The sequence below is a fragment of the Arthrobacter sp. I3 genome, from assembly GCF_000520575.1.
Taxonomy (GTDB): domain Bacteria; phylum Actinomycetota; class Actinomycetes; order Actinomycetales; family Micrococcaceae; genus Arthrobacter; species Arthrobacter humicola_A.
The window spans coordinates 202275-208358 of the sequence record NZ_KI914938.1 but is presented as its reverse complement, the minus strand read 5'-3'; the positions used below and the strand labels follow the sequence as shown (position 1 = coordinate 208358).

Annotated in this window: 5 protein-coding genes and 1 pseudogene; all 6 read right to left on the bottom strand. The window is 69.7% G+C overall.

Annotation, left to right across the window (positions count from 1 at the left end):
- Positions 1-43: 43 nt before the first annotated feature.
- Entirely contained in the window at positions 44-1531 is a 1488-nt protein-coding gene (locus Y706_RS0115735; protein WP_028277356.1) for an NAD(P)/FAD-dependent oxidoreductase, read from the bottom strand.
- Between the two features lie 38 nt (positions 1532-1569).
- Positions 1570-2982 carry a S8 family serine peptidase gene (locus tag Y706_RS0115730; RefSeq protein WP_028277355.1) on the bottom strand — a complete coding sequence of 471 codons (1413 nt, stop codon included), beginning with the start codon at positions 2980-2982 and terminating at the stop codon, positions 1570-1572.
- A 66-nt stretch (positions 2983-3048) separates the two neighbouring features.
- Positions 3049-4008, bottom strand: a complete 960-nt coding sequence (locus Y706_RS0115725; protein ID WP_028277354.1) for a Ppx/GppA phosphatase family protein — start codon at positions 4006-4008, stop codon at positions 3049-3051.
- Complete coding sequence (locus Y706_RS0115720) at positions 4005-4661, bottom strand: DUF501 domain-containing protein (protein WP_253906813.1); 657 nt, start codon at positions 4659-4661, stop codon at positions 4005-4007. Before Y706_RS0115720 ends, Y706_RS0115725 begins: the two co-directional genes overlap by 4 nt.
- A 207-nt stretch (positions 4662-4868) precedes the next feature.
- A pseudogene (locus Y706_RS25780) lies at positions 4869-5267 on the bottom strand (septum formation initiator family protein); the annotation flags it as partial.
- 219 nt (positions 5268-5486) lie between these two features.
- Positions 5487-6084 (bottom strand): FtsB family cell division protein (locus Y706_RS25775; RefSeq protein WP_043436259.1); only part of this gene is annotated, 598 nt, incomplete at its 5' end.

Here is a 6084-nt window from a genome sequence, read left to right as displayed (position 1 = left end):
CTCCCCCTGAGGGGAACGGCCGCCGTCGAAGGCTCTGATCAGGCTACTTGGAGTCGGCCGGAACAGCTTCCTTGGTGTCGTTCTTGGCCGTGCCGTTCTTCGCGGCGTCGTTCTTGGCAGCATCCGCAGGCGTGCCGGCAACGGGAGCAGCGGCAGGCTTCGGGGCCGGCGTCGCTGCGGCCACGAAGGCGCCGCGCGGGTTGTCCAGATCCATCAGCTGCGTGGTGTCGCGGCCCAGGAAGAAGGCCCAGATCCAGCCGGAGATCACGCGGATCTTGCGCTCCACGGTGGGGATGGCCATGCCGTGGTAGCCACGGTGTGCCAGCCAGGCCAGCGGGCCCTTGAGGCCGATGCGGCCAAGCAGGTTGATGTTCGCCACGCCCTTCCATTCGCCGAAGCCGGCGACGGCGCCCAGGTTCTTGTGCTTGTAATCCTTGAGCGGCTTGTCCCAGCGGGAGGCCCACAGGTTCTTGGCGAGGCGCTTGGCCTGGCGCAGCGCGTGCTGCGCGTTCGGCACGCACGTGCCATCCGGCAGGCCGCTGCCCGTGAGGTCGGGGACGGCCGCGACGTCGCCGGCTGCCCAGGCGTTCTCGATGATGCCCTCGTCGCCTGCGATGCGCAGATCGGCCAGGACGCGGACGCGGCCGCGCGGCTCGAGCGGGAAGTCGGTGGAGCGGACCATCGGGTTGGCCTGCACACCGGCAGTCCAGACCAGGGTGTCGGTCTCGAATTCCTGGGCAGGGCTCTTGTCCGGGAGGTTGATGAGCTTCAGGGAACCCTCGGCGTTGTCGAGGGAGGTGTTCAGCAGGACCTCGATGCCGCGGCTGCGGAGGTGCTCGACGACCCATTCGGCCTGCGATGCCGTGACCTCGGGCATGATGCGGCCCATCGCCTCGACCAGGACGAAGCGGACTTCCTCCTGCTTGATGCGCGGGTTGTTCTTGACCGCGGCGCGGGCCAGGTCTTCCATTTCGGTGATGCACTCGATGCCGGCGAAGCCGCCGCCGACGACGACGAACGTCAGGGCGCGGGCGCGCTCAACGGGGTCCGTCATGAGGGAACCGGTTTCGATCCGCTCGAGAACCTTGTTGCGCAGGGCGACGGCCTCTTCGATGGTCTTCAGGCCGATGCCCTTGTCCGCGAGGCCCTTGATCGGGAACGTGCGGGTGATGGCGCCGGCGGCAAGCACGACGTCGAAGTAGGGAATCTCGAAGGTGCCGCCACCGTCGGAGGGGGCGACCACTGCCGTGCGGTTGGCGTGGTCGATCGAGGTGACGCGGCCCTGGATGAGTTCCGTCTGCTTCAGGTGCTGGCGGTGCGAGACGACTGCGTGGCGCGCCTCGATGTTGCCGCCGGCAACTTCCGGCAGGAAGGGCTGGTAGGTCATGTAGGGCAGCGGATCCACGAGGGTGACGATGCCACCGGCATTCGCGATCTTTTTCTGAAGTTTGAGGGCTACATACAGGCCGACGTACCCGCCGCCGACGACGAGTACCCGGGGACGGTCCTGGAGCTGAAGGGAGGATGCCATATCTCAAGAATACAGTAGTTTGTGAAAACCTTCACTAACTATGACGGCTTGCTGGAGTCCACCGGATTGACGGCCTCGGGTTCGGCCCTGCCGGTCCCGTCCGGCCCGTCCGGGCCGTCCTTCGGCGGCGTGCGCATGGCGGCCCGCAGCTGGAACGCGGCGGCCACAACGATTCCGACGAGCAGGGCTCCGAAGCCCAGGACCACCGCGGCCGGCACGGCACTGTCCAGCTGGGACGGCTTCTCCGCGACGGGCACGGTCGCTTCGGGCAGGGTGGGGGCAGCGCTGGAGGGTGCGGGCTCCGCGGCAGGGTCAGTCGTGGCGAGGTTTCCGCGCCGGTGGACCCGAATCCAGTCCGAAATGGACCCCAGCGGATTGACTTTGGTTTCCGGGACATCGGCCTTGAGGGCGGCCTCGGCGTTCAGCACGCCGAAGCCATAGAGCGGATCCTTCCCTGGCGCCCCGGCGTCCTTGGCCGTGGTGACGATCCGGTTGATGACCTGGCTGGCGGACATTTCGGGCCATTTGGAGCGAATCAGGGCCGCGACGCCGGACACGATGGGCGTGGCTCCGGAGGTGCCGGCCCAGTCGGCGTAGCCGCCGCCGGGCAGGCCGCCAACCAGGTCCTCGGCGGGAGCTGCGACGCCGATGCTGATGCCCTGGGAGGAGGAGTCGATGCTGGCCGCGCCGGTGCGGTCCAGGCCTGCAACCGTCAGGACGCCGGGGATGGTGGCCGGAGCGCCGACCTGGACGTTGCCGCCCACCCGGTTGCCCGCGGCGGCGACAATCACGACGTCCTTCTGTTCGGCGTAGAGGAATGCCGCGTCCCAGCTCTGCGGCCATTCCGGCGACGTGCTGCCGAGGGAGATGTTGATGACGCGGGCGCCGTTGTCCACGGCCCAGCGCACTGCCTCCGGGATCTGGTCCTGGTCGCTCTTGCCGCCCGGGTTGGCCGAACCGAGCCAAGTGGAGACGGACAGCAGCTGCGCTTCCGGGGCGACGCCGACAACCCCGTCAGGTCCAGCGGCCGGGCCAGCGGCAGGGCCAGTTGCGCTGGCGCTCGGTTTGGCAGTTGCTTCGGGCGCCTGGTGCCCCCGTCCGGCGAGCATGGTGGCCACGAGGGTGCCGTGTTCGGGTTTGGCGCCGATACTCTCCTGGCCGTTGGCCTTGCCGGCGCCGGAAATGTCCGCGCCGCCAGCGAGCACGCCGCCCAAATCCGGATGCCGGCCGTCCACTCCGCTGTCAATCACGGCGACCTTGACCCCGGCCCCCTTGGAAACGTCCCAGGCTTTGGTGATGCCGGACTCGGCGAGCCAGTATTCCTTGTCCCGCCAGGAGTCGGCGTGGGCGGGCGCGGCCAGGGTCAGCGCCGCCGTGGACGCCCCGCCGGCGAGGGCCAAGGCCATCAACGCGGAGGCGGTCCGGCGGCGCCGGGCTGTTGCTCTGGTCATTCAGGTCCTATCGGCGGATGCACCAGCGGCACGTGCGCGCGCTGGGGCACGGCTGCTGGGGCGGGATCATCGGATGCTGAGGGCAATTCCGTCAAGAATATCGTGTTCGCTGCTCACGGCCGTGGTGATGCGCCCGCCGGTGACCTCGGCCAGGCGCTGCAGGACCCGCCGCCAGACCAGGCCACCGGCGCCGATCACGTCCACCCGCCCGGGGTGCATGTAGGGCAGCGCGGCCCGCTCTTCCCGGGTCATTTCGAGCAGCTCGGTGCAGGCTTTCCGGATCGCGTCCAGGTCCAGTTCGGTGCCGTGGATCGCGGCCGGCGAGTACTCCGGCAGGCGCAGCGCGTGCGCGGTGATGGTGGTGACGGAGCCGGCCACGCCGACGACGGCGGTGGTGCGTTCCAGCGGAACGGTTTGTGCCGCCTCGCTGATGGCGGCGTCGACGTCGGCCTCCGCGGCCGCGATCTGATCCGCGGTGGGCGGATCGCTGCGCAGGTGCCGTTCGGTCATCCGGACGCAGCCGACGTCGACCGAGCGGGCCGCGATGACGCCGCCGGCGTTGCCCAGCACGAACTCCGTGCTGCCGCCGCCGAGGTCCACCACCAGCACGGGGTCCTGCCCGCGGGAGGGCAGGACACTGCTGGCGCCGGCGAAGGACAGCGCGGCTTCCTCGTCGCCGGTGATCACCTCGGGTTCGACGCCGAGGATGTCGCGGATGCCGTCGACGAAAACCTGGCGGTTGCGGGCATCGCGGGTGGCGGAGGTGGCCACGAAGCGCACCTTTTCGGCGCCGTGCTCGCGGATGAGGGCAGCGTAGTCCCGGGTCGCGGCGAAGGTGCGCTCGAGCGCTTCCTGGGCCAGTTCACCCGTGGAGTCCACGCCCTGGCCCAGCCGGACCACGCGCATTTCCCGCACGATGTCGGTCAGCCGCGGTTTGGCTGGCCCTGTTGCGTCGCCTGCGCTCACATCGGCGATCAGCAGGCGGATGGAGTTGGTGCCGCAGTCTACGGCCGCGACCCGGGTCACTTGGACTCCCCCGTGCCGGTGGTGGCGGCGGCGTCAGCGGCGCCGGCGGTGGCGGCGGTGTCAGCGGCGCCGGCGGCGTCGACGCGGGACTTGCGGACCGGTGCGGGCCGGCCCACGATCTCCGGCAGGCCTTGGGGGCCATGGCGGCTGAGGTCCCGGGACGGGGCCTCCCCGCCGGTGTCCCAGGCGCCGTCGCAGTAACAGCGCTCCACGGTCCACCATTCGGCGATGGCGGCGATCGATTCATCCCCCAGCGGGTTCACGCCCGGGCCGGCCGCCAGCGAATGCCCCACGAGGACGTGCAGGCATTTAACGCGGGTCGGCATTCCGCCGGCGGAGACGCCGTCGATTTCGGGAACGGCCCCGATGCCGGAGCGCGCGCCGATCTCGGCCCGGGAGGCCAGATATGCCTCGTGGGCGGACCGGTACCGGGCCGCGAGGCCGGCATCGGCAGCGAGCCGGTCGTTCATTTCGTTCATCAGCCCGGCGGCCTCCAGCCGCGATACCGCCGACGTGATCACCGGGTGGGTGAGGTAAAACGTGGTGGGGAACGGCGTACCGTTGCTGAGCCGCGGCGACGTGGCGGCGACGAGCGGGTTTCCGCAGACACAGCGGGCCGGGATTTCGACGACGTCGCGCACGGGCCGGCCCAACTGGCGGCTGAGGACCTCGAGATCGTGCGGTGACGGCTGGCGGGAGCCCTCCGGGGCGTCTGCCCTGTGCCGTGGTGCCGGGGTCCTGGCCCCGTCGTTGTCCTCGGCTGCTCGGTTCTGGTCCACTCGGTTCTCGTCCACGGGAGTGGCACCTTCCTGCCCTGTTCCGGATTGTCCGCGGGACAATCCCGGCGGCGGGCGCCGCTTCTAGTCTGTTGCCGATCGCCTGATGGACTCCCAGAGGGCGTCCACCCAGGGCAGGTTGGCCGGGTCTTGTGCTGATGCTGCACCCGCCGCGCCACCGGATTGCGCGGCAGGAAGATCGCTGCCGAATACCCAGTAGCCCGTCTCTCCGGGCATAACCATGTTAATGCGGTCGCGGGCCTGCTGTTTCACATAGTTGGGATCCTGCCACCGCGACACCTGGCGTTTGAGGTCCTCCTGCTTCGTCTGTTTGGCCGCAATGTCGGCCTGCAGCGCCGCGATTTCGGCGCGTTTGTCCAGGAAGATCTTGACCGTGGGGGCCAGCAGGATGGTGATGGCAATCATGACGACACCCAGGGCCAGCAGCCGGCCCGAGAACGCTTTGGCGGGCACGGGGTCCAGGGATTCGTCCGGCCCCCCTGCGGCGGTCCGGCCCGGGTTCTTGCCGCCGGCCTTGGCGTCGGTCTTGCTGCCGGACTTGGCGCCGTCCTTCCCGGCCGCCGGGCGGCTCTCGGGCTTTGCCGGGGCTGTTGCGGGACGGGGTTTGGCCGCAGATGCGGCGCCGGAGCTGCCCGGGGCCGGCTTGCCTGTGGAGGCTGATACCCGTGGCGGGGGCCGCTTCTAGTCTGTTGCCGATCGCCTGATGGACTCCCAGAGGGCGTCCACCCAGGGCAGGTTGGCCGGGTCTTGTGCTGATGCTGCACCCGCCGCGCCACCGGATTGCGCGGCAGGAAGATCGCTGCCGAATACCCAGTAGCCCGTCTCTCCGGGCATAACCATGTTAATGCGGTCGCGGGCCTGCTGTTTCACATAGTTGGGATCCTGCCACCGCGACACCTGGCGTTTGAGGTCCTCCTGCTTCGTCTGTTTGGCCGCAATGTCGGCCTGCAGCGCCGCGATTTCGGCGCGTTTGTCCAGGAAGATCTTGACCGTGGGGGCCAGCAGGATGGTGATGGCAATCATGACGACACCCAGGGCCAGCAGCCGGCCCGAGAACGCTTTGGCGGGCACGGGGTCCAGGGATTCGTCCGGCCCCCCTGCGGCGGTCCGGCCCGGGTTCTTGCCGCCGGCCTTGGCGTCGGTCTTGCTGCCGGACTTGGCGCCGTCCTTCCCGGCCGCCGGGCGGCTCTCGGGCTTTGCCGGGGCTGTTGCGGGACGGGGTTTGGCCGCAGATGCGGCGCCGGAGCTGCCCGGGGCCGGCTTGCCTGTGGAGGCTGAT

What these genes read in the sequence shown, in the direction of transcription:
- Y706_RS0115735 (WP_028277356.1), bottom strand. Translation starts at nt 1,531, where the DNA reads ATGGCATCCTCCCTTCAGCTCCAGGACCGTCCCCGGGTACTCGTCGTC.
- Y706_RS0115730 (WP_028277355.1), bottom strand. Translation starts at nt 2,982, where the DNA reads ATGACCAGAGCAACAGCCCGGCGCCGCCGGACCGCCTCCGCGTTGATG.